The organism is Bacteroides faecis (assembly GCF_020091505.1).
Taxonomy (GTDB): domain Bacteria; phylum Bacteroidota; class Bacteroidia; order Bacteroidales; family Bacteroidaceae; genus Bacteroides; species Bacteroides faecis.
In genome coordinates this window covers 2,806,631-2,833,317 of the sequence record NZ_CP081916.1, presented here as the reverse complement: position 1 = coordinate 2,833,317, position 26,687 = coordinate 2,806,631, and the positions used below count along the sequence as shown (strand labels likewise).

The window sequence follows — 26,687 nt, the reverse complement described above, 5'->3', positions numbered from 1 at the left end:
CGATATTTTATTCAATAATTTATGTATATCCGTTTCGGGATTTCGTATCTTAAAGTTTAGTTTAACGTCCACTTCAGAGCCAGTGTCGGAATCACATAGAAGCCGTCACGACCACCGAAGTTATTGCTCAGTTCCACTTCGGAGCCAACACTCAGGTTAAAGTTTTTATTTACTCCTTTTATACGGTTCAGGTTTACCCAGAATTGAGGTTCGGACAGGAAGATTGTTTTTCCATAGTTCGTTTCTTCTCGCCACCAGTCGGCAAAGCCGGAGAAGGTGAGCAGGTTCTTGCAAAAGTTCATGTACCAGGTTCCTGTCAACTGGAAGTTATTCGAAGAGCGATGTTTCTGAATATACTTGTACATGGCTGTCAAGGTGAAGCCTCTTGAAAAAGAAGCGTTATTATAGGTATAGGTGGCTCCTGCCAGATAAGCGTTATTGTAGGAGAATCCTTTTGCTAATCCGCCATTGTATTCGAGATGGGCAGAGAAAGGACCCTTCCAGAATTTCAGTTCGCGGGCTATCTCCCAGTATGCGGCAGCGACACCTTCGGAAGTATAGTCCATATCAATAAAGAAATAAGTACTTCCCCAGTTATCGGGATGGAACTTCTCCACTGTAGAGGTTAACAATGGACGCCCTTTCAAATCTTTATCATACAGGGAACGTCCGAAATCATAATGTAACTGAATGTTTTGTGCCTGTAATTCCGGTACGGCAGAAAGCAGCATACACAGGAAAAGAGCAGAAATGATCTTTTTCATGACAAATGTGTTTAAATGAAGGTGCAAAAATAGTTAAACCTATACATATATTCACATTCTGACACTACTATTTTAATCCAGACGATTATTTCCTGTATCCCACCAAAGTCGGGTACCTCCATGATCCGGTCCGTTCAAGGCCTCAACAAGAGCTGAGTATTGTTCTTTATCTTCTGTCTGCAGGGTACCGGGGAAGTTGAGACGGCGTATCATCGTCTCCGTATCGATACACCCGTTTCTGCTATGGTTAAAGCGTACCGGAAACAGACGCGGATATCCCGTACGACGTTGTTCAGCCCATGCCTCACAGCCTTCCGGAAACATGGCAATCCATTTCTGTGTAATGATCTTCTCCAGTTTCACTTCTTTATCATCTGCCGGATTCCATTTAGGAGAAACCCGGCAACGGGCAGGAATGTTGTTTTCAGCATCATACGTATCAGTAAAGTCAGCGGCTGTTCGTTCGCTGTTCAGATAGTCGTCCACCTGATAAATCCCGTGCTGGTGCAAGGACGCTTTTACACCATTCAGATAACATTCTTCTTCATCCTCCGGAGTCCAGCCACGCAAAGCCGCTTCGGCACGGAGAAACCAGATTTCGGCAGAGTTCATTAAAGGAGCATCCGTACTCTGATCGACAGCCAATTTAGATAATCCTGCATAATGATTGTGTGCAAAACAAGTTCCCTGACGGATTCCACGATACTCCCCTGCATAAGCCTTGTCGGTACAGGCTTCAAAGTAGACTTTCAGCCGGGGATCATCATAGCCTGTGAGAATAGATTCCATTGCAGCGCTCATATAAGTTTCGTTCCATACACGGTTGAGTTCTCCCAACGGATTGGTAAATCCGGATTGCGTCGAGACCGCTACCCGCTCATCTTCGGCTTCAAAAACACCAAATTCGTTCTCCAATCCTTTCCGAAACTCGGTATATGCCTTATCCGGATCAACTGCCGAAATACGCATTGCCAGACGCAGACGCAAAGAATTGGCAAACTTGACCCAAGAAGAATACTGACCGTCCAGCAACAGATCAAAACGGGAGAATCCGTTGGATTCAGGCCTCTTTTCTATGTAACCGGCAAGAGAGACAACAGCCGAATCTAGTTCATTAAAGAACTCATAGTAAACTTCTTTCTGCGTATCAGGGCGATATTGATTTCGGGCATTCGCAAAGTTCTTATAAATAATAGGGCCGTAATAGTCCGTCACCCGATGCATAACTTCTACTTTCAGCACTTTGGTGATACCGAATAAAGCAGGTTCTGTATCACGGGTGGCATTCTCCGACTGATAGATTTGTGGAAAAATATACGAATACATATGTGTCCACATGGCACTGTTCCAGCCATCCTGCATGTTATAGTCCGAGTTATGCGTACCTCCGTTCAGCGGTTTGGCATCGTGCATATAGCCGGAGAACATATCCGCGTTCAGATTCTGTATCAATTGGAAAGGCCAGTTCTTGCCTTTACCGAAATCGTAGTTAAAGTAAATACCTTGCTGGATAATTCCCAGACGGATGCCGAAGCCATTATCATCAATCACCAAATCCTCATCCGTAATACCCGACTGATCGGTATTAAATTCACGGAACTTCCCTGTACAGCTGACAGAGAGCAGCAGAATACCCAACAAGTATATATAAATATGTCCTTTCATCATCTTCCCTCCTGCTCTTAAAATTCACATTTCAACGTAAAGCCCAGACTGCGGGTGGTAGGCATGCCAAACACTTCAATTCCCTGATTGTCATTTCCCGTAGAAAGTACCAGATCAGGATCGAAAGGGGCTTTCTTGTACAAGAAACAAAGGTTACGGGCTACAAAGGAAAGTTGCAGGTCCTTCAGTACGTTCGTTTTCTGTATCCATTTTCGGGGGAAGCTATAACTCAGTGAGACTTCCCGCAGACGGAGGTTGGTCGCATCATACATATAGTATTCGGTCACTCCGGCACGTCCGCCGACCACATTCTTATAGAATCCCTTTACATCGCTTATCTGCCGGCCTTCCAACGAGACATATCCTTTATCACGGGCTTGTGCCGTAACCTTCGAAACTCCATAAAGATCCATCTCCGCCTGAGTCTGCGAAAGGATTTCACCTCCATATCGCCAGTCGAGCAGGAAGTAAAGGCTAAAACCTTTGTAAGAGAAAGAATGATCCCATCCCAACATAAAAACAGGATTGGCATTTCCCACTTTTACGGTATTCCCGTCACCCTCTACCAACGGAAGTCCTTTATAATCTCCCTCCGTTCCATACAGAATATGACCTTCTTCATCACGTATAAAGGCTTTACCGTAAATGTCGCCGATCGAACCGCCTTTCACCAGTTTCATCGCATAACTGGAAGAGAAGCTGGTAGGTCCGTAAGCAAACTCCTTCAACTCTTCATGAAGTTCTACGATCTTATTCTTATTGGCAGAAAAGTTCATGGAAGTCTTCCATGTAAAGTCAGAAGTCAGTACCGGAGTGGCATCCAGCGTGATCTCCCATCCCTGATTCTGAATGTCTCCCGCATTTACATATCGATAGGCGTATTTATCTCCAGCAAGTGCCGGGAGTTTGAAAAACTGTTCATAAGTGTTGGTACGATAATAAGTCAGGTTCAATCCCAAGCGGTGCTGCAAGAATTTCCATTCCATACCCAGTTCGACAGAATGTGTCATTTCCGGTTTCATCTCCGCAAAAGGAGCGGCATCACTTGCCAGCATTCCTCCGCCGGCAGTCACATACGATACGGGATAAGTAATGAAGGGAGGTACCCCGTTGCCTACAATGCTATAAGCTCCGCGTAACTTTGAGAACGAAACCCATTCGGGCATCTTCACCCACTTATCGGGGAGAAAAGATACTCCGATGGAAGGATAAAAGAATCCCTTCTTTTCGTATTTTGTATAAGCTAGCGTAGATGACCAGTCATTACGTGCGGTCAGATCTAAAAAGATTCCTTCTTTATAGCCAGCCTGTGCTGTTGCAAAAACAGACTGCAGTTGGTAGTGAGCATCTATTTTCTGGTCAATACTGGCAGAACTGCTCATCACGATATTAGCAAGGTTGAACACATTGGCAAATTTTAGAGAAGCATTCTTCGAATCAATACGGGTGGAGTTAACAACCTTATCATTAATACTGCCGCCAATAGCTATATCCAACGTAAAATCATTCAGTTTCTTCTTAGCCATCGCCATCACGTCTCCATACATCAGCGTTTCCTGATAATCCATTTCAATATAACGCCCGTTCATTCCACACAGTGCCGTAGCGGTAGAGGCATAGAATTTCTGACGTAGTTTATCGGCTGAATAATCCATATTGCCACGAGCTTGAAGCGTCAGCCAACCGGTCACTTTCAAATTGGCGGAAAGAGAGAGGATCAATCGCGTACGCGCTTCCTTACTCTGTATACGGTTTTGTATCCAATACGGGTTCTGCTCGAAGTCCTCGGTAAAAGTATGCCAGTTTTGTGTATTCAGTTTTCTTTCCTCATCATAGTGTTCATAGTTATCTTTATAATATGACAAGTCTTCGCCACGAGGAAAGCGGTAAAGCCCTACCAACGGATTCATATAGAAACCTCCCGATACAGGTTTATTCTTCACCGTCTGCCTCATGACGTTCACATTACCATCCAGTTTCAGCAGGCTATTGAAGAGTACAGCGGTCTCCCTCAGATTGATATTGTGCTTGGAGAGTTTGTTTTCATTCAGAATACCACGCCCGGTCGTATTGGCATAGGAGAAGTAAGTTTGCAGTCTATCGTTTCCGGAGTTGACGGATACGGAAGTGATCGACGTCAGTCCGGTACGGAAAAAGTTATTCAGATTATCATAAGCCATGAGGTTTTCTTTCTCCCCCCAACTGTCTGTCACATCACTTACCCCATAGTTATTCTGCATTTTGGGCAGACAGAAAGCCTTCTCAAAAGTCAATCCGGTAGAGAAATGAATATCTCTCCGCCCTACGGAGTTTCCTTTTTTGGTCGTAATAAGAATAACTCCGTTGGCTGCCTGACTACCATACAAGGCTGCGGCTGGAGCTCCTTTCAGGATGCTGATACTTTCCACATCTTCCGGATTCAGATTGGAGATACCGTCGCCTCCGTCCCTGTTTCCGGCATTTGCCGTACCGCCAATAGCCGAATAAGCCTGTTCCGAAGTGGAGTTCGACATAGGAACTCCATCTATCACATACAAAGGCTGATTGTCTCCGGCTACCGAGCGCACCCCACGAATACTGACTTTCGCCGACCCGCCCATACCGGAAGAGTTCTTGCTGACCTGCACACCGGCTGCCTTCCCCGCCAAAGCAGTGATCATATTCACTTCTTTCACGCGATTCAATTCTCCTCCCCTCACCTTCTGCACAGCATAGGCCAAAGAAGATTCTTTCTTTTCAAGCCCCAAAGCGGTAACAATCACATGATCAAGCAGCTGAATGCTTTCCTTCAGACATATTTCAAGCATCGACCTGCCCTGTACGCCGACTTCCTGAGACTCGTAACCCACGAAAGAAATTTGCAGTATAGCACTATCCGGAACGGATAAGAAGAAATTCCCCTCAACATCTGTCACTGTTCCATTCGCTCCGCCCTTCTCTCTGATTGTCGCTCCGATCAACGGTTCACCATACACATCAATAACCCGTCCCCTCACCGTAAAATTAACAGAAGAGACTCTCACATTTTCTTTCGGTTCTGACTGCGAAGCATAACAACCTTCTTCAAAGAAAAATAACAAGCCTATAAAACAGCAACTTATAAGTATTCTTGTTTTCAAAAGTATTCCAATATGTTGTTTTGTCATTACCGTGCAAAAATAGCCAAAATTTTTTAAAACTGTTTTTTTCTGTAACTATTTTGAATGAAAAGAATAGATTCGTTATTTTTGTAAGAAATTACAGAAGCATGGAAATTGAAATCGAAAAACATCCGCTGGAACCTTTTCTTCCCCCGAAAGCAAAGCTGCTGATGCTGGGAAGCTTTCCGCCACAAAGGAAACGGTGGTCGATGGATTTTTACTATCCGAACCTGAATAATGATATGTGGCGCATTGTCGGACTTTTATTTTTCGGAGACAAAGAACACTTTCTGAATGAGAGCCGGAAAGCATTCTGCCGGGAACAGATCGTTGATTTTCTAAACGAAAAAGGAATCGCCCTGTTCGATACCGCCTCCTCTATCCGGCGTTTGCAGGATAATGCTTCAGACAAGTTCCTCGAAGTAGTACAGCCGACGGATATTGCAGCATTACTCCGCCAACTGCCCGAATGCAGGGCCATCGTCACCACCGGACAAAAAGCGACGGACACACTCCGTGAACAATTGGAAGTAGGCGAACCCAAAGTAGGCGATTATGCAGAATTCGTATTCGAAGGACGAGCGATGAGACTCTACAGGATGCCTTCTTCCTCACGGGCATACCCTCTTGCCTTAGACAAAAAAGCGGCTGCCTATCGGATTATGTATCAAGATTTGCAGATGCTTGTTTAAGTATTAAGTTCTAAGGTTTGAGTTTTTAAGTATGAATCAATAAACAACATATAGTATGACACCTTTATTTTTGCAATATCCGGCATGCAGCACATGCCAAAAAGCCAAGAAATGGCTAACAGAAAATAACATTGAGTACACTAACCGGCTTATTGTGGAAGATAACCCTACGGTGGAGGAGTTGAAAGCATGGATTCCGCGAAGCGGACTACCGATAAAGAAATTCTTCAACACTAGTGGTTTGGTATATAAAGAGCTGAAACTGAGTGAGAAGCTGCCAACTATGACCGAAGAAGAGCAAATCACCTTATTGGCAACTAACGGTAAATTGGTGAAACGTCCGTTAGTAGTGACCGACAGCTTCGTTCTGGTAGGTTTTAAGCCCGATGAATGGGAAAAATTAAAATAATTGGAAATTTATTTACCCTAACATTTGCAGGTTCGGAAGTTTATACTACCTTTGCAGCCGCAAACACGGGAGTAGCTCAGTTGGTAGAGCACCGGTCTCCAAAACCGGGTGTCGGGAGTTCGAGCCTCTCCTCCCGTGCAGAAGTAAACCGCAAACAGTCCATGACTATTTGCGGTTTTTCTTTTTATTACCACTTCCTTTCATCCGCATTGCAATATTCATTCTTATTTCATACTGATTTTGGAACGAACTCAAATTAGTTAAACGAAATAGTTATCTATTCGATGATTACATCTGTTTTTACCAGTGTTCTATCAATCGACTCATGTAGGCTTTAATCCTTAGGTGTTATCCCTTTAGCAGTCTCAACCAGACGGACAAATTCTCTTCTGTATCCTTTATCATCATTATTCAGTCCTTGTTTGGCTAGTTCAATCACCTTATCATAGCTTGCATCCCCTTTGAAATCAGAGTTCCGGAGCAACTGACCGAACATAGCTACGGCAGAGGCAAAGCGGAAATCGGAAGAAACATTATTTCCTTTGTTATCCACGAAGGGAAGCTCCATCTTTTTGCTGACGTCTTTATCCGGAGCTTTATAGCGTAATTTTACGGTCAGCAATTCATTGGAACCGGTTGGTTTCACCGTTTCTTTTTGTTTCTTTTGATATTTCAGATCATCCACCTTTCCTACATAGTCATTCTTCACGCCTACGGGAATCACTTCATAGAAAGCGGTTACCGTATGTCCGGCTCCCAGTTCACCGGCATCCTTGGCGTCATTATTAAAATCTTCATCTTTCAGCAAACGACTCTCATAACCAACCAGACGATATGCCTGTACCTGAGCAGGATTAAATTCGACTTGCAGTTTCACGTCCTTGGCTACCGTATGAAGTGTAGCTCCAAACTCACCCACCAAAACGCGATTGGCTTCCTGCAAGTTGTCTATATAGGCATGATTTCCATTTCCTTTTTCAGCCAAAGCCTGTCCTTTGTTATCTTTGTAGTTACCCATTCCATAGCCCAACACACTCAGAAATACTCCGCTTTTACGTTCTCTTTCTATCAGTTGCTCCAAGCCTTCCACAGAAGAAACACCCACATTGAAATCGCCGTCGGAACAAAGGATAATACGATTGTTTCCTTTAGGAAGGAAGTTTTGCTTAGCCACCTTATAAGCCAGTTGGATACCTGCACCACCAGCGGTAGAGCCACCGGATGTAAGCTCGTCTATCGCATCTCGTATTTTCTGTTTGTCACTGCCCGGAGTCGATTCCAGTTTCACACTGGCATTGCCTGCATACACTACAATCGCTACCCTATCCTTATCACGCAAGTTGTTCACCAATAACTTCAGAGACGACTTTACCAAGTCCAAACGGGTAGGTCCCCACATCGAGCCGGAAACATCAATCAGAAACACCAGATTGGATTCCGGCAGGTTGTCAGTCGGTATTTCTTTCGCTTTCAGTCCGATACGTACCAGACGGTGAGCCGTATTCCAAGGGCAAACACCTGCTTCCATGGTTATCTTCACCGGATCAGTTCCGGTCGGCTTTGCGTAATCGTAAGAGAAATAATTCACTAATTCTTCTGTACGGACAGCATCGGCAACGGGTAATGTACCGCTGTTGATAAAGCGGCGCATATTACTGTAAGAAGCAGCATCCACATCAATGGAAAAAGTAGAAAGCGGAAACTCGCCCACTTGCTTGAAACCATTTTCATGGATTGATTGATATTCTTCCGTATTTACCGCGTCCATATATACAGCCGGTTGTCTGAGGCTTGCCAGATCTACGGTCGAGACAGCTCCGGTGACTGTCATCTTCCGTTGAGTGCCGTATCCAACGACAACACATTCTTCCAGTATTTCCGACGAACTTACTTTAAGGCTTACATTGATCTTTTCCGAACGCACGACCCTTTCTGCTTTTTCAAAACCAATATAACTAAAAACAAGCGTTTCTCCCTTTTTTGCCTCAATACTATACCGCCCTTGCAGGTTTGTAATAGCCCCGCGAGAGGTTCCTTTTACAGTCACCGAGCACCCTACCAACGGAGAACCGTCCGATCCATCTGTCACCGTTCCCTTTACAATCAAAGGTTGTGCCCATACCGTACCCAATGTGGTAATCACTAACATCATTGCGAGCATCATTGCTCTGAATTGGTTTGTCTTCATAACTTTATCTTTTTAAAATGTTACAACTAATTCGCTTTTACTATAGAGATGCAGATTCCACACGGATTCCATAAACCAATCGAAGTTTTTTTTATTTTTCTTCTACACGTTGCTATTTCTAATTGCTATGTCTATCTTTGACAGCAAAAAAAGTTCTGTTTTTCAAAAGAAACATATCAAAGTTAACGGACGAGGAACTACTGACGCACTACATGAAGTCCGGGGATTCGGAATATTTCGGTGAATTATACAACCGTTATATCCCGTTAACGTACGGACTGTGCCTGAAATATCTGCAAGATGAGGACCGGGCGCAAGAAGCAGTCATGCAGATGTTCGAAGACTTGCTGCCTAAGATCAGTAACTATGAAATAAAAGTGTTCAGGCCGTGGCTCTACCGGGTAGCGAAGAATCACTGTCTGCAACTGTTACGAAAGGAAAACAAAGAAATTCCGTTAGATTACACCATTAATATTATGGAATCCGACGAATTTCTGCATCTATTAAGTGAAGAGGAAAGTTCGGAAGATCAGCTAAAGGCATTGCATCATTGTCTGGAAAAGCTGCCCGAAGAACAACGGACCAGCATTACACGTTTCTTCTTAGAAGAAATGTCGTATGCGGATATTGTGGAACAAACCGGATTTACGCTCAATAACGTGAAAAGCTATATCCAGAACGGAAAGCGAAACTTAAAAATTTGTATCAAGAAACAAACCCTATGAAACTATTGGACTACATACGAGGACTCCGCAAAGGAAAAGAGGCGCATCGACTGGAAAAAGAGTCGATGAAAGATCCTTTTCTGGCCGATGCTATGGATGGGTACCACCAAGTAGAAGGGGATCACGAACAGCAGATTCGTCAATTGCAGATGAGGGTAAACGCTCATTCGGCCAAGAAAAGAAATAAGTATGCCATCACCTGGAGCATCGCTGCCTGTCTGATGATAGGAATCGGAATCAGCAGCTATTTTCTGTTACTGAAACAGAGTATAGAAGATAATGTATTAGAGCAAGTTTCTTCCGTATCCATACAAAAGATGACCCCAGATTCCAGCCACATCCCTACCGAAAAGGAAATAGTCGGAAAAGATATAGTGGCCAAGACCAAAGAAGCTTCTAAATCCCGAGAGATTCCTGCCGCAGCAACTCCCGCAACAATACCTGCCAAAGCATCTACGACCGTTCCTACACCAGCTCCGGTCATGGAAGAAGTGATTACTCCAACTGAAGTTTCGGAAGAGGTGACTGTAGCGATGGCTACAGATACTTCAGTCTCCGAGTCTGACAGAAAAAAGATGAAAATTACTAAATTGACTGCCCAAGCCAACAACATCATCAGAGGAAAGGTAACAGATGAAAATGGAGAACCACTCGTTGGAGCTAATATCTGTTATAAAGGAACCAATATCGGAACCATAACAGACCTCAACGGAGAATTCTCATTGATCAAAATGAAAGGTAATGAAGATTTAACCATCAATTATATCGGTTATAATCGCATTGATATGCAAGTAGACACCAGTCAGACAATGCTCATAGCTATGAATGAAAGTGACAGACAAACACTGGATGAAGTCGTGGTAGTAGGATATGGCACACAGAAAAAAAGGACTGTAACAGGAGCCGTCTCCACCGTTTCAATAGAAGACTTGAAAAAGGCTCCGGGTATCTTGCAAAACTCCGATACATCAAAAGAATCCGATACATTAAAAGGCTCTGGCAATTCGCAGAGTTCTGTTGCTCCGAAGCCCGTGATGGGAATGAAACAGTATAAAAAGTATCTCAAAAAGAACTTGATTCATCCCACAGACGAAGCTTGCGCTAAAGTCAAAGGAAAGGTTGTATTGACTTTCCGCGTAAACAAGGAAGGGCGTCCTTACTTTATCAGAGTCAAAGAAAGTCTTTGCAAATCATTAGATAAGGAAGCTATACGCCTGATTCTGGAAGGACCAGACTGGACTTATGGAAACAAAATTGCAGAAGTAACCGTCAAATTCTAAGCAACATCAAAAGTTTGATTCATTTCTGTATGGAAATGAATTAAATAAAAAAGTAGGCAGTATCTTTATTGGGGCCGACTAAAAAGTCGTTAGTATCTTAAATCTCCTCCCTTCGGGAAGGAGGAGTACCCGTAGGGGGAGGTGGTAGGTGAGTATATTAGTCCTTCGTATCCTTTTGTTACAAATCAGAAGTTAAAAACATCTATTATAGGGCCTGGGTTCAAGTTATAAATGCGACAGTTGATTGAGAATTTAGTGTAGAAGCATAATTTTAGAGAGAAGCTGATGAAAAAAAACTTCATCTTGCTTCTCCCTTGGAATAAAGTTCCTATCTTGCCTCCTCAATCTCCTACCAAATCAGTTGCAAGATGAAACAATTAACCGAAGGACAAAGATACAAATTAGAAGCGTATCTGCAAGCAGGTAAAAAGAAAGATGATATTGCCTCTTTATTAGGTGTACATCGTAGTACCATTTATCGTGAGTTACGTCGTAATAAATTGCGGGCTTCCGACAAGTATGACGGAGATTATGCACAATATAGGTATGAGTTACGCAAATCACAGCGTTCTCGTTACGTAAAGTTTACAAATATAGTCGAAGCTCATGCTCGTACCATGTTGATTGATCTGAATTACAGCCCTGAGCAAATATGTGGACGATGCAAGCTCTTAGGCTACCCAATGGTTTCTCATGAACGCCTGTATCAGTGGATATGGAAAGACAAACAAAATGCCGGAAATCTATTCTGGTATTTAAGAAGAAGAGGCAGGAAACATAAAAAGAGAGGGAACAAGAATAAGGATCGTGGTTGGGTGAAAAACCGCACAAGTATATCGGAGAGACCTCCTATTGTGGATACAAGAAGCAGATTGGGCGATTTGGAGATTGATACAGTTATTGGAAAAGGACAGAAAGGAGCTATTCTGACCATTAATGACAGGAAAGCAGGATTTTTATGGACAGCAAAATTGCCCAGTAAAGAAGCAAGGTGGGTAACAACAGCGACAATTAACATATTAAAACCGTATAAGGGATATATACACACTATAACATCCGATAATGGAAGCGAATTTGCAGGGCATATGGAAATTGCAAAAGAACTGGGTATTAAATTTTACTTTGCAAGACCATATCATTCATGGGAAAGAGGATCTAATGAGAATCTAAATGGAATACTTAGACAGTATATACCTAAAGACAAAGAGTTTAAATATATTACGGGAGAAAGATTGAAGGAAATTACATACGAAATTAATATAAGACCGAGAAAAAGGCTAGGATTCATGTCGCCTAAAGAAGCCATAGCCTTTAAAAATATGAAACAGTTTAAAAAATATATGGAGAAGTTTAAATAGGAATGTCGCGTTTATAACTTGAATTCAGCGGGGATATATACATTCGAGAATTAAGTAGATTCTATTGTCATCTGTCAGCTTTTAGTATTTAAACATCTACAAAACAGTCGTTTATATCATGACAATAAGACCTGATAATAAGGCTGACAGTAGAAAAACAGGCGTTTTATTGTCAGCCTCTTTTTTCAATTCTGATAGGAGGCATCAATGATTTCTCTTATTCTTGCGAATCTTGAAGGGGATAAATGACAGGGCGGATGTTTTTGCTTGCTCATCTGTAGAAAGCTGCTGTTTCGTGTTTATAGAATTGTCGTTTCCTTGCTTGGAACTGTTGTTTCTTCTATTGGAAACGGTTGTGCCAAAGGCTTGGCACAGCTGTGCCATCGTATTGGCACGGTTGTGTCACTACGTTGGCACAACTGTTTTACCGGTATGGCACAACTGCTTTGATTGGTTGTCATGAGCAAAGTGAGCGCTCAAAAAATACAAGGAGAAGGAGAGGATATTTAAATTGCAGGATTTATCTTTGGGTAATGGGCTGACAATAAAACGCCTGTTTTTCTACTGTCAGCCTTATTATCAGGTCTTATTGTCATGATATAAACGGCTGTTTCGTAGATGTTTAAATACTAAAAGCTGACAGATGACAATAGAATGCCCGAAAAACTCTTATGTAGAAGCAACTCGGACCCGTTGATTTCTCTATATGAAATAGGGGATCAATCCGAAATCCCGGTTGTTTTCAGTTTGTTTCTTTCTGTATGGTTTTGAATGATGAATGAAGAACTGGCTGCGCTATCACGCTGCAAAGTAATTCTTCGTTCATCATTCTTCATGTCCACTAAATCCAAGTCCCCTTACGCCACAGAAACTCAAGCGGTCCCTGCTTATGACGGGCAAGCCACCAGCGGCTGAATATCAGCTGTACGGTGAAGATAAGTAATGCGATCAGCAAGCTTCCTGTTGCACCTGCATATTTGTACATGGCCAGTCCGAATCCATAATAGATAGTTACCCCCATGATGGACTGCGAGATATAGTTCGTCAGACTCATACGGCCATAAGGAATCAGCAGACTTTGCCAGCTATATCCCGTATCTTTTTTAAACCAAAGCAAGGTAAAGACGGAAACAAGAACAATCATGAAAGCAAAGTTGGCATAAGACGGGACAGCTATCTTATACGGAACCAAGATGGACGGATTCGTGATCAGTTCAGGAACAAACACCCTCAGACAATGGAGAGGAATAAAAGCGATTGCAGCACCTGTCAGCATCCTCTTCCAAAAGCGCAGGGACTCTTCGCTTTTCATAAAGTACTTCCGGCGTCCCAGAAGCATTCCGAACATGAATAAAGCTGCCGTCTGGAACAGGCGACCGTTCTCTACCTGCCAGATATTGCTATATAATTGTCCGTCAGTGATATTGGAACGGAGTACTTCAAAGAAACTGCCGGTAGCCGTCACTTCCTCCGCAAGCTTGGCAAAAGGAATATAATGACCTGTCACCGGTACATACTCCGGATTGATCATTGCATAGATGGCACGCCCCCACTCGTAGGGTTGCAGAAGCAAGATAACGGCAATCCAGAAAACGGCTTTATCTTTGAGTTTACAAACCGGAATCAAGGCAAAGCCGACTACTGCATAGAGCAGCAGAATATCCCCGTTGTAGAACAAGGCATGCAGCTGCGCAAACAGGAAAAGCAAGCACAGCCGCCACGCAAAGCGCCCGCGAAAGTCAGTTCCCCGCTTCTCCGCATTATGAAACTGAATATAAAAACTAAAGCCGAACAATAAAGAGAACGTAGCGTACGCCTTCCCTGCAAACAGGAAAAACATGGTGTCCCACGCATACTTATCTACCGTCTGCAACCATGCAGGCAAGGTACATTCCAACGGTAAAAACAGATTATAATGTTCCAGATTATGCAACAATACAATAGCCAGCAAAGCAAATCCGCGCAGAGCATCTACAACTCCGAGCCGTTCAGTCGTTTTAAGTGTTTGAGTCATCAGATATAGTTATTCAAGATCAATTTATAATGACGCAAAAATAGCAGAAATATCTGAAGTACAAAAGTTTATAAATATTAAAAGCTTTTTATATCAACTCATAGCTAGCCATCTGTATCGGCATGTCCAGATTGTGAAGAACCTTCTCCAGCAGAATGCCTTCCCGGTTGTCATACTCATAGCCGAAGGTTGCCCGGATACCTTGCAAAATAAATTGCGTAGCACGGTCCAACGCCATCGGAAGGCTGTCTCCCTGCATCAAAGAACCGGTGATCACACTCGTAAAAGTATCCCCCGTACCCGGATAGTGTGCAGGCAGATAAGGACAAGTCACCTTCCAGTAGCGGTTGCCCTGACGATTGTAGGCATATACGGAAGTCTTATGGGGCTCATCGTGCACCGGAACACTGGTGATAATAACCACCTGCGGACCTTTGTCAGACAAGAGACGGAGATATTCTTTCAGTTCCTCGTCGGTATTGTCCGCTTTATACGGTTTGTCCAGCAAATAAAACAACTCAGTCAGATTCGGAGTAATCACATCCGCCTTGGTTATCAGATGACGCATTTCCTTCACCATATCCATATCAAAGTTGGTATAAAGCCGTCCATTGTCTCCCAGCACCGGATCGGCTACTATCAGACTATCCGGCTGACGGAAATCCTTGATAAAATCGGAAACAATCTGAATCTGTCGCGGAGAGCCCAGATAACCGGTATAAATAGCATCAAACTGTACCTCCAGTTTCTTCCATTCGGCAATGATTTTCGGCATTTCATCCGTCAGGTCCAGAAAGGAGAAGCCGGGATACTGGGTGTGATTGGACAACACTGCCGTAGGAAGCGGACAGACCTGAAAGCCCATCGAGGACAATATAGGAATAACGACTGTCAGAGAAACGCGTCCCATCCCCGAAAGATCGTGAACGGCAGCTATCTTCTTTACTTTATTTGCATACATATCAATTTATTATTAGACGATTTTTGATTCTTGTCTGTCAACGGGATCTCAAACAGAGACTCTATATAATGAAAACGAAGGCTCTGTTTCTGACCAACGGAGCCTTCGTTCGATATAAACAGAAGCTCTGTTTTTTCTTTGTCCTAACAAAACTAAGCTTCTATTGTTTTAAATCCAAATTTATTTTAGAATAATAAAGCCGGAATTATGTCAATATGACTAAAACCTCCCGTGCTCCATGCGCTCCCATGACCAATGCCTGTTCGATATCCGCCGTCTTTGAGGGACCGGAAATAAAAGTACCGAACTGATATTCCTGTCCGTCCAGTTGGCAATAAGCGTCATACATGGTATCCACAATCTTGTTCCGGTCGATCAGAATCACCAGACTCTCCGAGATAAAATAAATCGCTTTATACTTCACCTGTTGCGGTATCCAGATCGCACCGTTCTCGGCTACCCCGATCTCTCCCCGAACGACGGCAACTTCCGTTCCGTCCAGTTCTTTCGGGTCGTCCACCATATCCGGATTGAAAGTTGCACAAGATATATCCGGCAGTACGGAAGCAATGCGCATCGCATCCGGATACGTCCGGCGAATGACAGCATTCACATCTTCCCCTTTGTCCAATACCACTGCCGTACCACCGACAGCACGGCTGATAGCGCAGAACTGCTCCACTTTGTCGGGATACGTCAACCGTTTCATATCTGCTATATCCGGCTTTTCATAATGCGACTGCGTATGCTTACGGATGCTCGCCAGTATTTCTTCTCTGCTACTCATTTTGATTCCTCCTTTCCCTGTACCTTGTTTTTCTTCCACATTTCATTGAATGACTCTCCGGCAAATTCCGGCAGTTCGCGTCCTTTGCCCCAATCGTCCAAGTCATTGTATTTCATAAAGCGCGGCAGACCATTCACTATCGGAGCCGCCCACAAAGCCGCATTGAACAGTGCGGGACGTTCCATCAGGAATTTCATTCCACCGGACATTATCTTCTTTCCGGTATTCGCCTTTCCCAATGCGTCGAGATCCTGACGCCACCTGTAAATCTGTTCCGCCAAGTCCACTTTTACCGGGCAGACATCGGAACAGGACATGCACAGCGAACAGGCGGAAAGATTATCATAATACTTCTCCGGATCGTGGGCCATCCCCAGATTGATACCGATAGGACCGGGTATAAAGTAAGTATAAGAGTATCCCCCACTCCGTCGATAGACCGGACAGGTATTCATGCAGGCACCGCAACGGATACAGTTCAGTGTCTTGATATGACCGGGCTTGGAGAGCAGTGTACTCCGACCGTTATCTACGATAATAATATGATATTCACCGCCTTCGCGGGGACGACGGTAATGAGAAGTATAAGTAGTCACCGGCTGTCCGGTTGCCGAACGTGCCAGCAGACGGGTGAACACTCCCAGCGCCTCCAAGTCCGGCACGATCTTCTCCATACCGAAAGCGGCGATATTCAGTTTGGGATAAGAAGTACCCATATCGGCATTTCCTTCATTGGTGCAGACGACGATGTCTCCGGTAGAGGCTACGGCAAAGTTGGCGCCCGTCATGGCAGCTTCCGCATTCAGGAAGAGATGACGCAGGTTCTTGCGTGCGGCATGTGTAAGGTAGGTCGGGTCGAAGTTTCCTTTTTCCGTACCCATCTCCTTTTCAAACAATTCGCCTACCTGTTCCCGCTTGATGTGGATCGCAGGCAGAACGATATGGCTCGGTTCGAGATGCATCAGTTGCAGGATACGCTCGCCTAAGTCGGACTCTACCACATCAATTCCACGTTCCATCAGGAAAGGGTTCAGACCACATTCTTCGGCAAGCATCGATTTGCTTTTGATGAAGTGGTGCACGTTATGCTCATTCAGAATCTCGTACACAATGGCACAATATTCATCTGCATCTTTTGCCCAATGTACAATCGCCCCGTTGGCAGTAGCGTTCTTCTCAAACTCCAGCAGGAGTTCTTCGAGGTGGCTGCTGGAATACAGTTTCAGTTCACAAGCCTTGTTGCGCAGTTCCTCCCATTCGGGAACTTCCTTGCTCATCTTGTCCCTTTTGGCACGGACCATCCAAAGGGTTTCGTTATGCCATGCTGCCATCTTGCTGTCCTGCAAGAACTTTTCGGCAGCCTTCGAATGTTTGGTACTCATGATTGCGACGCTAAGATTTCTACAATATGGATAATTTGAATCGGCAGATGTTCCCGTTTGATGACACCTTGCATATGCATCAGGCAGGAACTGTCCGCTCCGACAATGTATTCGGCTCCGGTAGCCATGTGGTCTTTCACCTTATCACGCCCCATGCAGACGGATACCGCCTGTTCTTCTACGGCAAACATTCCGCCGAAGCCGCAACATTCGTCTATATGGCTGGGCTCGAACACTTCGATGCCTTCCACCATATTGAGCAGATCACGCAGTTTGTTGTAATAAGGGATGTTCAATTCGCTGGGAGCGGAGATGAAGAGTTCGCGCACACCGTGGCAGCTGTTGTGAATGCTGACTTTGTGCGGGAAGCGTGCCGGTATCTTCGCCGGTTTGAGCACATCATGGATAAACTCGCAGAGATCATAAATCTTCCCTGCACTCTGGCACACATGTCCTTCGGTCCCCAAAATCCGGGGATGGTTTTCTTTCACAAATGCCACGCAACTGGCAGAAGGGCCGACAATGTAATCGTACTTCTGGAACAGATCTTCAAAACGGAATGCCAGCTTCATCGACTCGTCTTCAAAACCGGCGTTTGCCATCGGTTGTCCGCAACAGGTCTGATCCAACGGATAATCGACATCTACTCCTAAACTTTTCAATAGTTTATACGATGCTACCCCCACATTGGGGTAAATAGCATTGATATAACAAGGAATAAATAAACCTACTTTCATAATTATATTACGTAAAATTTAGATGCATCCTCTGCTACTCCATCCGTTCTGTCTGTTTAGCGGATGTCGATTAGTTTGTGTGTTTGCAGGCTTAGTCTCCATTTGGGGTGTCGCATTACACAATCCACTGTCAAAGCAGTGTTATAACAAGAACAAGGCTGGAGGAAAAAATGTTCAGCGGAAAGTCGTTCATAAATGCTTATATCTTGTCCTTCGTAGACCACTTTCACCTCATCCATCCGGGTAATGGCCAACCGGGCGCCTTGCTTTGGCGAACAAGTCACCCAGTCGATAGATGCCGGCAGAGGGCGTGTCCCGTTGGTTTCGATACAAACATACTTGCCTGCTTCGTGCAGACGGTCGACCAGCGCGTCGTCTATCCAGAGCGACGGTTCTCCGCCGGTGAGGATAACGGTTGCAGCCGGATATTTGCTGACTTCGGCTATGATTTCGTCGTCCGTCATCAAAGTGCCCTCTTCGTGCTGCGTGTCGCAGAAACTGCATTTCAAGTTACAGCCGGAGAAGCGGACAAAAACAGCCGGTGTTCCGGTATGATAGCCTTCCCCCTGCAAACTATAAAAGATTTCGTTAATCTTTCTCATCTTTCAAAAAAAGTTTTGTTTGGTGCGCGTTTACTCTTTCTCGTCTTCGGTACGGTCTTTCTCGTAGATAACGATATTTCCTTCGGACTCCTGCACTTCTACTTTATAGCATTGCGGAATCTGTTTGCAAACCCAGCGGGCAATGTTCTCCGCTGTCGGATTGAATGGAAGTACTTCATTCAGGTTCTGATGGTCCAGTTTCTCCGTGACCACTTCTTTGATGCGGGTGAAATCCACCACCATTCCTTCGGAGTTGAGCCGTGAAGAACGGCAATAGACAGTGATAATCCAGTTGTGACCGTGTAGACTGGCGCATTTACTGCGATACGGGAGTACCAGTTTGTGAGAAGCTGATATCTCCATGCGTTTGATTACTGTAAACATGGCTGTATATATTTTATATGGTTACATGCATCTAATGTCACCTCGATGCAAGGACAAAGGTAATATAAAAAGAGCTTTCATCCCGCAAACCCGATTATTTTTTCCTGTTTTTACACTATCTTTGCCGAATGAAAACTCTGTATATTGTTTTAGGAAGCATATCTCTCGGACTCGGCATTCTCGGCATCTTCCTGCCGTTACTGCCTACTACTCCTTTTCTATTACTTACCGCCGCACTTTATTTCAAAGGGTCGCCCCGATTATACAATTGGTTGCTGAATCACCGGCACTTCGGTCCGTACATCCGCAACTTCCGTGAAAATAAGGCCATACCGCTCCGAGCCAAGATCATCTCCCTTGTGCTGATGTGGGGAACGATGCTCTATTGCATCTTTTTCCTGATTCCGCTTCTATGGGTGAAAATCCTTCTGGGACTAATAGCGGCAGGCGTCACCTATCATATTCTCTCTTTCAAGACATTGAAATAATCCGAAAGTCCCTGACGGGCGTCAACCAGTTTGTCTTCCCAATGTTTCACGGAGTTTTGCCCGATAATGTCAGTCACGTACTTCACGGAGATAAAAGGGATTTCCTTGGAACGGCAGACGAAGGCCTGCGCATACGCTTCCATATCCACAACGTCTCCGCTGACATGAGTCAGTTCCGTCAGGAAACCATCTCCCGTATTGCAGATCCCTTCTTCTGTCCAATGTTTGCAGAACCCCTTTGTTTCGAGCAAAGCGGAAGAGTCTATTTCACATTCCATACCGAACCCGGCAAGCTTCTGCATGTCGCGGTCTATAAATTTACGGCAGACAAAGATATCTCCTACCTGATGGCTGACCGTTCCCGCGCTTCCGATATTCAAGACAAGATCGGGTTGCACCTGGCGAATCGCCTCTGCCAGATGAAAGGCAGATTTCACTTTTCCGATGCCCGTACGGATATAATAAGGCTCCACATCCGGCCACTTAATTTCTACAAACTCGCCTTGAACGGCATACGTTACTAATATTTTCAGCATAAGTTTTCTGTATATAATGACATTAATTAAGTGCAAAATTAAGCATTTACGCTTAATTTGGTTCAGGATTGCTCTAAAATGGTCATTTTTTAATCATAGATGTTTCTCCCGTTCGTTAACTTTGCCTACATAACTTAAAAACAAAACACCATGACAAAAAACTCTATTACAGACAACCGGATGGTTTGGCTGGACGTGATTCGTTGCGTTGCCATGCTAATGGTAATCGGCGTACATTGTATTGATCCTTTTTACATTTCCCCCACGATGCGGGTTATTCCTGAGTACACACATTGGGCAGCGATCTACGGTTCACTTCTGCGTCCATCGGTTCCCCTGTTCGTGATGATGACCGGACTCCTTCTGCTTCCCGTCAGACAAGAACAGCCTTTGGGCACTTTTTACAAGAAACGTATTTTCCGCGTACTTTTTCCGTTCCTCATCTGGTCGGTGCTTTACAGTATGTTCCCCTGGTTTACGGGACTTTTAGGTCTGCCCAAAGAAATCATAGGCGACTTCTTCTGCTACACTCAGGGACATGAGTCGCAAAGTCTCATGGATTCGCTGAAAGATGTGGCCATGATTCCGTTCAATTTCAGCCACAAGGAAAATCACATGTGGTATATCTATCTGCTCATCGGATTATACCTCTATATGCCTTTCTTCTCTGCATGGGTAGAGCGGGCAAGCAACAAAACCAAGCAAGTATTCCTGTTTATCTGGATCGTCTCTCTCTTTATTCCTTATATACGCGAATATGTAGCCAACTGGCTCTTCGACCGCAGCGGTTATGTTTTCGGTACCGATACATGGAACGAATTCAGCATGCTTTACTACTTCGCCGGATTCAACGGTTATCTGCTGCTGGGACATTACGTGAAAGAAAACAAGGACGGAAATATACTAAAAATCTTCTGGCCTTTTAGTGGTAACGGAGAATCCGATCGTCATAATAGCAATTGGAGTGTGTGGAAGACATTCCTTATTTGTGCCGTAATGTTTGCCGTCGGTTATTACGTGACGTACACAGGATTCAGTACGACTGCTGCCAATCCGAATGCTACGGAGACTGAAATGGAACTTTATTTCACGTTCTGTAGCCCGAATGTGCTGTTGATGACGTTAGCAGCATTCCTGTTGATGAAGAAAGTGGTAGTCAATACGCCTGTCGTAGTCAAAGCATTAGCCAATATGACAAAGTGCGGTTTCGGAATTTACATGGTACACTACTTTGTGGTAGGTCCGTTCTTCCTGCTGATAGGTCCTTCGGAAATTCCTATTCCATTGCAGGTTCCCTTGATGGCTGTTTGCATTTTCCTTTGCAGTTGGGCATTCACGGCAGCAGTATATAAAGTGATTCCGAAGAAGGCTAAGTATTTTATGGGATAAAAAAATTAAAAGAATAGGTATTATGAAGATTAAAGTTGGTCTCATCGGTTTTGGCAGAATGGGGCGATTTTATTTAAAAGAAATGCAGAAAAGCGGGCGATGGGAGGTCGCATACATTTGCGACATCAATCCCGATTGCCGGGAACTGGCGAAGAAATTATCTCCCGAATCGAAGATACTGGAAAACGAACAGGAAATGTTCGATGATGAAAGTGTGCAGGTAGTAGGACTATTTGCTCTGGCAGACTCACGAAAAGACCGGATTGAAAAGGCCATCAAATACGGCAAGCATATCATCTCCGAAAAACCCGTTTCAGACACTATCGACAAAGAATGGGAAGTAGTGGACATCACTGAAAAAGCCGCTTGTTTCTCTACCGTCAACCTGTATCTCCGTAATGCCTGGTACCATCAGGCCATCAAGCAATTTATAGACCGGGGAGAGATCGGTGAACTGGCCATCCTGCGCATCTGCCACATGACTCCGGGACTCGCACCGGGGGAAGGGCACGAATATGAAGGACCCGCCTTCCACGACTGCGGAATGCACTATGTAGACATCGCACGCTGGTATGCCGGATGCGAATACAAGACGTGGCATTCACAGGGAGTCAACATGTGGAGTTATAAGGACCCCTGGTGGGTGCAATGCCACGGAACATTCCAGAACGGCGTTGTCTTCGATATCACCCAGGGATTTGTCTACGGACAATTATCCAAGGACCAGACCCACAATTCATACGTGGACATCATCGGTACCAAAGGAATCGCCCGCATGACACACGACTTTAAAACCGCCGTTGTCGACCTTCGCGGAGTCACACGGACAGAGCGGATAGAGAAACCCTTCGGAGGGAAAAACATCGATGTACTGTGCGACCTGTTTGCCGACTCCATAGAAACCGGAACCAGAAACCCCAAACTCCCGCTCATACGAGACTCCGCCATCGCGTCCGAATACGCATGGACCTTTTTGCACGACGCCTATACGCACGATTTACCCGCGATAGGAGAACTGGAGACACTGGAGCAAATATGGGAAAGAAGAAGAAATATGAAAAACGGATACGGATTACTCCAAAAGCCATAATAAGTTTTTAATGATATAACAGGCTGAAATTAATTACTAACTCTTAAAAATAAAACCATGTCAGACTTTTCAAGAAGAAAATTCCTTAAAACGGGAGCCGCCGCTTTAGCAGGCATCACCATTGCTCCCAGCTCTATCTTAGGTATGAGCCACGGGCACGTTTCACCAACCGACAAACTGAACCTCGCAGCCGTAGGTATCGGAGGTATGGGACACGCCAACATCAACAATGTGAAGGGCACCGAAAACATCGTAGCCCTCTGTGATGTGGACTGGAAATATGCCAAAGGCGTATTCGACGAGTTCCCCAAAGCTAAGAAATACTGGGACTACCGCAAGATGTACGACGAAATGGGCAAATCCATTGACGGTGTCATCATTGCCACTGCCGACCATACTCACGCCATTATCACGGCAGACGCCATGACAATGGGCAAACATGTATATTGCCAGAAACCGCTGACACACTCCGTATATGAATCCCGTCTGCTGACCAGACTTGCCGCTTCCACCGGAGTAGTAACCCAGATGGGTAACCAGGGAGCATCAGGCGAAGGTACCGACCTTGTTTGCGAATGGATCTGGAATGGAGAAATCGGTGAAGTGACTAAAGTGGAATGCGCCACCGACCGTCCTATCTGGCCGCAAGGACTGAATGCACCCGAAAAGGCGGACCGCATCCCCAACACATTGAACTGGGATCTTTTCACCGGACCTGCCAAACTGAACCCGTACAACAACGTTTATCATCCCTGGAACTGGCGCGGATGGTGGGATTACGGAACCGGCGCATTGGGTGACATGGCCTGCCATATCCTGCATCAGCCGTTCAGAGCACTGAAACTGGGTTATCCTACCAAGGTGGAAGGTTCTTCTACTTTATTGTTGAGTGCCTGCGCTCCTCAGGCCCAGCATGTGAAAATGATTTTCCCCGCCCGCGACAATATGCCGAAAGTTGCCTTGCCGGAAGTGGAGGTACACTGGTATGACGGCGGTATGATGCCCGAACGTCCGAAAGGTTTCCCGGAAGGAAAACAGCTGATGGGCCCCGGTGGTGGTCTGACCATTTTCCACGGAACAAAGGACACATTGATTTGCGGCTGCTACGGAGAACAACCTTTCTTGTTGTCAGGCCGTGTGCCCAACGCACCGAAAGTATGCCGCCGTGTCAAATGTTCCCATGAAATGGACTGGGTACGTGCTTGCAAGGAAGACAAATCCAACCGCGTGATGCCGAAAGCGGATTTCTCCGAATCGGGACCGATGAACGAAATGGTAGTAATGGGTGTATTGGCTATCCGTCTGCAAGGCTTGAACAAGACACTGGAATGGGACGGCGCCAACATGTGCTTCACTAATATCGGTGACAATGAAACACTCAGAACCTGTATCAAAGACGGATTTACGATTCATGACGGTCACCCGTCCTTCAACAAGACCTGGACAGATCCGATCAACGCGAAACAATTCGCAGCCGAACTGGTGAAACATAATTATCGTGAAGGCTGGAGACTGCCCGATATGCCACGATAACACGATAAAAGTAAGTTAGGAATTAAAGATTAAAAAATAAATAGCAATTATTATGAAGAAAGTATTTTATCCATTAGCTTGTTGTCTTGCAGCGGGAGTTCTGGTTTCTTGCGGTGGTCAGAAGAAAGCCGGAACAGCTCAGGAAGAGCAGTCGGCAAACGAAGTAGCATTGTCATATTCAAAATCATTAAAAGCGGCAGAGACGGACAGCCTGCAATTGCCGGTAGATGCGGATGGTTACATCACCATCTTTGACGGAAAAACATTCAACGGATGGCGTGGTTACGGTAAGGACAGAGTGCCTTCCAAGTGGACTATCGAGGACGGCTGTATCAAGTTCAACGGTTCCGGCGGCGGTGAAGCGCAGGACGGTGACGGCGGAGATTTGATCTTCGCTCACAAATTCAAGAACTTCGAACTGGAAATGGAATGGAAGATTTCCAAGGGCGGTAACTCCGGTATCTTCTATCTGGCTCAGGAAGTGACTTCCAAGGACAAGGATGGTAACGATGTACTCGAACCGATCTATATCTCCGCTCCCGAATACCAGGTATTGGACAATGACAATCATCCGGATGCCAAACTGGGTAAAGACAATAACCGTCAGTCGGCTTCTTTGTATGACATGATTCCGGCTGTTCCCCAGAATGCGAAACCTTCCGGCGAATGGAACAAGGCCAAGATCATGGTTTACAAAGGCACCGTTGTTCACGGACAGAATGACGAGAATGTTCTTGAATATCACCTGTGGACAAAACAATGGACGGAAATGTTGCAGGCCAGCAAATTCAGCGAAGACAAATGGCCGCTGGCTTTCGAACTGCTGAATAACTGCGGTGGTGAAAACCATGAAGGATTTATCGGAATGCAGGATCACGGTGACGATGTTTGGTTCCGTAATATCCGCGTGAAGGTTCTGGATTAAAATTACTATTCTATTGCTAATCTGTTTTAAACAACTCCATTGAAGAGCTGTCTCAATGATAGCGTTCTTCAATGGAGTTCATGTAAATAAATTCACAAATTAATGTATCATACGATGAAAGCCAGATATTTATTAGTACTATTCGCTTTATTAGTAGCCTTGCCACAAGCAATGAACGCCAAAAAGAAAAAAGAGGTTTCTATCCAACTCTATTCTGTCAGAGATGTAATCAATAAAGGAACTGATCTCAATGTTGTTCTTAAAGATTTAGCTGAGATGGGATATACCAGTATTGAAGCAGCCAATTATGACAACGGAAAGTTCTATGGTAAAACTCCCGAAGAATTCAAGAGTGCAGTAGAAAAAGCCGGTATGACAGTGCTGTCTTCACATTGTTCAAGAGGATTGTCAGGCGAAGAAGTGGCTTCCGGAGACTTCTCCGAATCTTTGAAATGGTGGGATCAAAGCATAGCCGCCCATAAAGCCGCCGGTATGAAATATATCGTAAACCCGGGAATCGGTGTTCCTAAAACAATGAAAGAGATGAAGATGTATTGCGACTATTTCAATGAAATAGGCAAAAGATGTCAGCAGAACGGTATGAAATTCGGATATCATAACCATGCACATGAATTTCAGAAAGTGGAAGACAAAGCGGTTATGTTGGACTATATAATTGAAAATACCAATCCTGAGTATGTCTTCTTTCAGATGGATGTATATTGGATAGTCAGAGGTCAGCACAGTCCGGTAGATTATTTCAATAAATATCCGGGACGCTTCACCATGCTTCACATCAAAGACCACAGAGAACTGGGTCAAAGTGGTATGGTAGGATTCGATGCCATCTTTAATAATGCAAAAACAGCAGGAGTGAAAAATATCGTTGCCGAAATAGAAGATTATAGCTGCCCTGTAATGGAAAGCGTAAAAAAGAGTATAGATTATTTGCTGGAAGCTCCTTTTGTGAAGGCTTCTTATAGTAAATAAGAGTATGTGGTAAGTATCCTTATGCGATAAATCCACTTCTTAGGAAATAACAGAAAAGAAAACTTACGTCAGATAATGTATCAGCATTCCATCTGAACGAAGTCCAATTCTCTGTGTCATGAATGAACATATCATACCTCCTTTTTGCAAAAATAAGCATTTCATTGGAGTTTTCAGTAAATTTGCGGTTAATAAGTAGGAATAAGCCGCATATTTTGCGGCTTATTCCTACTTATTAACCGCATTATCATGACCTACCAGTCATATATTATCAGTTTCTTTATTCTAGTTATTGCATTTAATACCATTGTATATTAGTTTATGTCTGACTTCTTTTTTCATATTTTAAATCCTGAAGAATACTTGCATTGGCACGAATGGTAACATTGTAGTATTACTATTCACTAATCATCTTTCTTATCAAATCTCTATTCTCCAAATCATCCGCATCAATCACCTCGCCATATACCGACCTTACTTTTGCGTTCTTCCTCATTAAGATACACAGTAGTAACAGTACCGGCAAACAACATATTCAGTCGCAAACGGCAAATTGCTATCTGGCAATAGCCCATTCCCAAACAGGAAACACTTCTACGTCTCCCGATACTACAAAAAACAATTGATTCCCTAAACGTATTTAGGTAA

General features: G+C 44.4%; 23 protein-coding genes and 1 tRNA gene. 12 read left to right on the top strand and 12 right to left on the bottom strand.

What is annotated here, in order from left to right; genetic code table 11:
• Positions 1–56: 56 nt before the first annotated feature.
• The 3 genes from K6V30_RS10825 to K6V30_RS10815 all read right to left on the bottom strand — a co-directional run bounded on the left by K6V30_RS10825 (position 57) and on the right by K6V30_RS10815 (position 5,575).
• Positions 57–764, bottom strand: a complete 708-nt coding sequence (locus tag K6V30_RS10825) for a nucleoside-specific channel-forming Tsx family protein (protein ID WP_055271255.1) — start codon at positions 762–764, stop codon at positions 57–59.
• Positions 765–836: 72 nt separating this feature from the next.
• The gene (locus tag K6V30_RS10820) at positions 837–2,432 is read right to left on the bottom strand and encodes a SusD/RagB family nutrient-binding outer membrane lipoprotein (RefSeq protein ID WP_055271257.1); all 1,596 of its coding nucleotides are present in this window, start codon (positions 2,430–2,432) and stop codon (positions 837–839) included.
• Positions 2,433–2,446: 14 nt separating this feature from the next.
• Positions 2,447–5,575: a SusC/RagA family TonB-linked outer membrane protein gene (locus tag K6V30_RS10815; protein WP_022301013.1), complete on the bottom strand. Its 3,129-nt coding sequence runs from the start codon at positions 5,573–5,575 to the stop codon at positions 2,447–2,449.
• 101 nt (positions 5,576–5,676) lie between these two features.
• Here K6V30_RS10815 and K6V30_RS10810 point away from each other — a divergent pair, with 101 nt between their 5' ends.
• From K6V30_RS10810 to K6V30_RS10800, 3 genes are all read left to right on the top strand, one after another.
• Positions 5,677–6,261, top strand: a complete 585-nt coding sequence (locus K6V30_RS10810; protein WP_022301014.1) for a uracil-DNA glycosylase family protein — start codon at positions 5,677–5,679, stop codon at positions 6,259–6,261.
• 55 nt (positions 6,262–6,316) lie between these two features.
• Positions 6,317–6,670, top strand: a complete 354-nt coding sequence (locus tag K6V30_RS10805; protein WP_010537034.1) for an arsenate reductase family protein — start codon at positions 6,317–6,319, stop codon at positions 6,668–6,670.
• Between the two features lie 65 nt (positions 6,671–6,735).
• Positions 6,736–6,808: transfer RNA gene (locus K6V30_RS10800), tRNA-Trp, on the top strand.
• Between the two features lie 196 nt (positions 6,809–7,004).
• Here K6V30_RS10800 and K6V30_RS10795 read toward each other — a convergent pair.
• On the bottom strand, positions 7,005–8,858 hold the full coding sequence (locus K6V30_RS10795) for a vWA domain-containing protein (protein ID WP_055271258.1): 1,854 nt from the start codon (positions 8,856–8,858) through the stop codon (positions 7,005–7,007).
• Between the two features lie 212 nt (positions 8,859–9,070).
• On the opposite strand from K6V30_RS10795, the gene K6V30_RS10790 reads away from it, so the two are divergent.
• The 3 genes from K6V30_RS10790 (at position 9,071) to K6V30_RS10780 (ending at position 12,221) form a co-directional block, all read left to right on the top strand.
• Positions 9,071–9,583, top strand: a complete 513-nt coding sequence (locus K6V30_RS10790; RefSeq protein WP_010537032.1) for an RNA polymerase sigma factor — start codon at positions 9,071–9,073, stop codon at positions 9,581–9,583.
• Positions 9,580–10,863: an energy transducer TonB gene (locus K6V30_RS10785; protein ID WP_055271260.1), complete on the top strand. Its 1,284-nt coding sequence runs from the start codon at positions 9,580–9,582 to the stop codon at positions 10,861–10,863. Before K6V30_RS10790 ends, K6V30_RS10785 begins: the two co-directional genes overlap by 4 nt.
• Positions 10,864–11,231: 368 nt before the next feature.
• A complete protein-coding gene (locus K6V30_RS10780; RefSeq protein ID WP_055271871.1) occupies positions 11,232–12,221 on the top strand; it encodes an IS30 family transposase in 990 nt (329 codons plus the stop codon).
• 841 nt (positions 12,222–13,062) lie between these two features.
• Here K6V30_RS10780 and K6V30_RS10775 read toward each other — a convergent pair.
• From K6V30_RS10775 to K6V30_RS10745, 7 genes are all read right to left on the bottom strand, one after another.
• Entirely contained in the window at positions 13,063–14,235 is a 1,173-nt protein-coding gene (locus tag K6V30_RS10775) for a DUF418 domain-containing protein (RefSeq protein ID WP_055271823.1), read from the bottom strand.
• An 88-nt stretch (positions 14,236–14,323) separates the two neighbouring features.
• Positions 14,324–15,196: a pyridoxamine kinase gene (locus K6V30_RS10770; RefSeq protein WP_010537029.1), complete on the bottom strand. Its 873-nt coding sequence runs from the start codon at positions 15,194–15,196 to the stop codon at positions 14,324–14,326.
• Positions 15,197–15,401: 205 nt separating this feature from the next.
• Positions 15,402–15,983: a LutC/YkgG family protein gene (locus K6V30_RS10765; RefSeq protein ID WP_010537028.1), complete on the bottom strand. Its 582-nt coding sequence runs from the start codon at positions 15,981–15,983 to the stop codon at positions 15,402–15,404.
• Positions 15,980–17,365 (bottom strand): lactate utilization protein B, encoded by a 1,386-nt coding sequence (locus K6V30_RS10760; RefSeq protein ID WP_010537027.1) that lies wholly within the window; start codon positions 17,363–17,365, stop codon positions 15,980–15,982. The genes K6V30_RS10765 and K6V30_RS10760 overlap by 4 nt, the downstream gene beginning before the upstream one ends.
• On the bottom strand, positions 17,362–18,102 hold the full coding sequence (locus K6V30_RS10755) for a (Fe-S)-binding protein (RefSeq protein WP_010537026.1): 741 nt from the start codon (positions 18,100–18,102) through the stop codon (positions 17,362–17,364). Before K6V30_RS10755 ends, K6V30_RS10760 begins: the two co-directional genes overlap by 4 nt.
• Positions 18,103–18,158: 56 nt before the next feature.
• The gene (locus K6V30_RS10750; RefSeq protein WP_010537025.1) at positions 18,159–18,704 is read right to left on the bottom strand and encodes a 7-carboxy-7-deazaguanine synthase QueE; all 546 of its coding nucleotides are present in this window, start codon (positions 18,702–18,704) and stop codon (positions 18,159–18,161) included.
• Positions 18,705–18,734: 30 nt separating this feature from the next.
• Positions 18,735–19,088 carry a 6-pyruvoyl trahydropterin synthase family protein gene (locus tag K6V30_RS10745; RefSeq protein ID WP_010537024.1) on the bottom strand — a complete coding sequence of 118 codons (354 nt, stop codon included), beginning with the start codon at positions 19,086–19,088 and terminating at the stop codon, positions 18,735–18,737.
• Between the two features lie 128 nt (positions 19,089–19,216).
• Between K6V30_RS10745 and K6V30_RS10740 the strand changes: the two genes are divergently transcribed.
• Complete coding sequence (locus K6V30_RS10740) at positions 19,217–19,576, top strand: YbaN family protein (protein WP_008760110.1); 360 nt, start codon at positions 19,217–19,219, stop codon at positions 19,574–19,576.
• Here the strand turns inward: K6V30_RS10740 and K6V30_RS10735 are convergent.
• On the bottom strand, positions 19,546–20,112 hold the full coding sequence (locus K6V30_RS10735; RefSeq protein WP_022301987.1) for a 5'-methylthioadenosine/S-adenosylhomocysteine nucleosidase family protein: 567 nt from the start codon (positions 20,110–20,112) through the stop codon (positions 19,546–19,548). The two genes, K6V30_RS10740 and K6V30_RS10735, sit on opposite strands and share 31 nt — an antisense overlap.
• Before the next feature lie 150 nt (positions 20,113–20,262).
• On the opposite strand from K6V30_RS10735, the gene K6V30_RS10730 reads away from it, so the two are divergent.
• The 5 genes from K6V30_RS10730 to K6V30_RS10710 all read left to right on the top strand — a co-directional run bounded on the left by K6V30_RS10730 (position 20,263) and on the right by K6V30_RS10710 (position 26,039).
• Entirely contained in the window at positions 20,263–21,501 is a 1,239-nt protein-coding gene (locus K6V30_RS10730; RefSeq protein ID WP_010537022.1) for an acyltransferase, read from the top strand.
• Positions 21,502–21,523: 22 nt separating this feature from the next.
• A complete protein-coding gene (locus K6V30_RS10725) occupies positions 21,524–22,591 on the top strand; it encodes a Gfo/Idh/MocA family protein (RefSeq protein ID WP_055271821.1) in 1,068 nt (355 codons plus the stop codon).
• 57 nt (positions 22,592–22,648) lie between these two features.
• Entirely contained in the window at positions 22,649–24,124 is a 1,476-nt protein-coding gene (locus tag K6V30_RS10720; protein WP_010539392.1) for a Gfo/Idh/MocA family protein, read from the top strand.
• Between the two features lie 52 nt (positions 24,125–24,176).
• Entirely contained in the window at positions 24,177–25,049 is an 873-nt protein-coding gene (locus tag K6V30_RS10715; protein ID WP_149933417.1) for a 3-keto-disaccharide hydrolase, read from the top strand.
• A gap of 114 nt (positions 25,050–25,163) precedes the next feature.
• Positions 25,164–26,039 carry a sugar phosphate isomerase/epimerase family protein gene (locus K6V30_RS10710; RefSeq protein ID WP_055270177.1) on the top strand — a complete coding sequence of 292 codons (876 nt, stop codon included), beginning with the start codon at positions 25,164–25,166 and terminating at the stop codon, positions 26,037–26,039.
• Positions 26,040–26,687: the final 648 nt, after the last annotated feature.

What these genes read in the sequence shown, in the direction of transcription:
- K6V30_RS10815 (WP_022301013.1), bottom strand. Translation starts at nt 5,575, where the DNA reads ATGACAAAACAACATATTGGAATACTTTTGAAAACAAGAATACTTATA.
- K6V30_RS10810 (WP_022301014.1), top strand. Translation starts at nt 5,677, where the DNA reads ATGGAAATTGAAATCGAAAAACATCCGCTGGAACCTTTTCTTCCCCCG.
- K6V30_RS10820 (WP_055271257.1), bottom strand. Translation starts at nt 2,432, where the DNA reads ATGATGAAAGGACATATTTATATATACTTGTTGGGTATTCTGCTGCTC.
- K6V30_RS10725 (WP_055271821.1), top strand. Translation starts at nt 21,524, where the DNA reads ATGAAGATTAAAGTTGGTCTCATCGGTTTTGGCAGAATGGGGCGATTT.
- K6V30_RS10740 (WP_008760110.1), top strand. Translation starts at nt 19,217, where the DNA reads ATGAAAACTCTGTATATTGTTTTAGGAAGCATATCTCTCGGACTCGGC.
- K6V30_RS10770 (WP_010537029.1), bottom strand. Translation starts at nt 15,196, where the DNA reads ATGTATGCAAATAAAGTAAAGAAGATAGCTGCCGTTCACGATCTTTCG.
- K6V30_RS10750 (WP_010537025.1), bottom strand. Translation starts at nt 18,704, where the DNA reads ATGAGAAAGATTAACGAAATCTTTTATAGTTTGCAGGGGGAAGGCTAT.
- K6V30_RS10775 (WP_055271823.1), bottom strand. Translation starts at nt 14,235, where the DNA reads ATGACTCAAACACTTAAAACGACTGAACGGCTCGGAGTTGTAGATGCT.
- K6V30_RS10765 (WP_010537028.1), bottom strand. Translation starts at nt 15,983, where the DNA reads ATGAGTAGCAGAGAAGAAATACTGGCGAGCATCCGTAAGCATACGCAG.
- K6V30_RS10785 (WP_055271260.1), top strand. Translation starts at nt 9,580, where the DNA reads ATGAAACTATTGGACTACATACGAGGACTCCGCAAAGGAAAAGAGGCG.
- K6V30_RS10760 (WP_010537027.1), bottom strand. Translation starts at nt 17,365, where the DNA reads ATGAGTACCAAACATTCGAAGGCTGCCGAAAAGTTCTTGCAGGACAGC.
- K6V30_RS10805 (WP_010537034.1), top strand. Translation starts at nt 6,317, where the DNA reads ATGACACCTTTATTTTTGCAATATCCGGCATGCAGCACATGCCAAAAA.
- K6V30_RS10795 (WP_055271258.1), bottom strand. Translation starts at nt 8,858, where the DNA reads ATGAAGACAAACCAATTCAGAGCAATGATGCTCGCAATGATGTTAGTG.
- K6V30_RS10780 (WP_055271871.1), top strand. Translation starts at nt 11,232, where the DNA reads ATGAAACAATTAACCGAAGGACAAAGATACAAATTAGAAGCGTATCTG.
- K6V30_RS10755 (WP_010537026.1), bottom strand. Translation starts at nt 18,102, where the DNA reads ATGAAAGTAGGTTTATTTATTCCTTGTTATATCAATGCTATTTACCCC.
- K6V30_RS10735 (WP_022301987.1), bottom strand. Translation starts at nt 20,112, where the DNA reads ATGCTGAAAATATTAGTAACGTATGCCGTTCAAGGCGAGTTTGTAGAA.
- K6V30_RS10710 (WP_055270177.1), top strand. Translation starts at nt 25,164, where the DNA reads ATGAAAGCCAGATATTTATTAGTACTATTCGCTTTATTAGTAGCCTTG.
- K6V30_RS10715 (WP_149933417.1), top strand. Translation starts at nt 24,177, where the DNA reads ATGAAGAAAGTATTTTATCCATTAGCTTGTTGTCTTGCAGCGGGAGTT.
- K6V30_RS10720 (WP_010539392.1), top strand. Translation starts at nt 22,649, where the DNA reads ATGTCAGACTTTTCAAGAAGAAAATTCCTTAAAACGGGAGCCGCCGCT.
- K6V30_RS10790 (WP_010537032.1), top strand. Translation starts at nt 9,071, where the DNA reads ATGAAGTCCGGGGATTCGGAATATTTCGGTGAATTATACAACCGTTAT.
- K6V30_RS10745 (WP_010537024.1), bottom strand. Translation starts at nt 19,088, where the DNA reads ATGTTTACAGTAATCAAACGCATGGAGATATCAGCTTCTCACAAACTG.
- K6V30_RS10730 (WP_010537022.1), top strand. Translation starts at nt 20,263, where the DNA reads ATGACAAAAAACTCTATTACAGACAACCGGATGGTTTGGCTGGACGTG.
- K6V30_RS10825 (WP_055271255.1), bottom strand. Translation starts at nt 764, where the DNA reads ATGAAAAAGATCATTTCTGCTCTTTTCCTGTGTATGCTGCTTTCTGCC.